Annotated in this window: 2 protein-coding genes; both read right to left on the bottom strand. The window is 46.1% G+C overall.

Annotated features, from left to right (window positions below):
• Positions 1-206 precede the first annotated feature (206 nt).
• Complete coding sequence (yfaE, locus tag ACTHS3_RS15355; protein WP_003686421.1) at positions 207-506, bottom strand: class I ribonucleotide reductase maintenance protein YfaE; 300 nt, start codon at positions 504-506, stop codon at positions 207-209.
• 105 nt (positions 507-611) lie between these two features.
• Positions 612-917, bottom strand: a 306-nt coding sequence (locus tag ACTHS3_RS15350) for a ribonucleotide-diphosphate reductase subunit beta (protein WP_440368416.1), incomplete at its 5' end; no start/stop codon positions are given.

The following is a 917-nucleotide window of genomic DNA, read 5'->3' as shown; positions in this document are numbered from 1 at the left end:
CATAGCATCGTCCATATCGGCGGTTGCTTAGGCTTGGTAACTGCACTTGGTGCGTTCTACTTGGCAGCGGCAGAGGTTATCAATGAATCTTTCGGCCGTACTGTTTTGCCGGTTGGCGAACGTAAATAAGGTTGCTTAAACAAAATGCCGTCTGAACGGTGGAAATGAAATCAAAGATTTCGGCCACAATGTTCAGACGGCATTTTTTATTTGTCTTCAAATAAATCGACATCAAATAAATCCGGCTCTTTAATTCGCTCTCGACAATCAAGCTTGATGTCTTCAGTAACTCGGCAGCAGCACGGCAAAATTTCTCCGGGCGCGACAAAAGCGAGCGGAAAATTATCATAAGAGACTTTTCCATCCAAGATTTTAACCCGGCATGAACCGCAATAGCCGCTGCGACATTGGTATTCAACCTCGTGTCCGGTGCGCTCCAAGCCCTCCAATAAGGTTTCACCTTGTTGGAGTTGGAAGGTTTTGTCGTGTGTGCTGATGAGTGCCATATGATTTGTTTGGATTGGAAAGGCCGTCTGAAACGGTGTAAAGACGAAATCAAAGATTTCTGCCACACCGTTCAGACGGCCCTGATCATAAAACCGAATATTCGATTACAGCTCGAAATCGCCCAAATCGTCGGCATTGACTTCCGAATCAATCTGACCAATCAGGTAAGAGGAAATTTCCACCTCCTGCGGCGCAACCTGTACATTGTCAGAAGACAGCCATGCGTTAATCCAAGGGATCGGATTTTGGGTTGCACCTTCAAATCCGGCAGGAAGGCCAACCGCCTGCATACGCAGATTGGTAATGTATTCAACGTATTGAGCCAAAATTTCTTTGTTCAGGCCAATCATTGAGCCGTCTTTAAACAGATAGGCCGCCCATTCTTTTTCCTGCTCGGCTGCTTTTTTGAA

Source organism: Neisseria sp. P0009.S007, assembly GCF_051962515.1.
The sequence above is the reverse complement of the archived record's forward strand: the minus strand, read 5'-3'. Positions and strand labels throughout refer to the sequence as shown.

Excerpts from the sequence above, each read along its gene's own strand:
- yfaE (WP_003686421.1), bottom strand. The coding sequence starts at position 506 with ATGGCACTCATCAGCACACACGACAAAACCTTCCAACTCCAACAAGGT.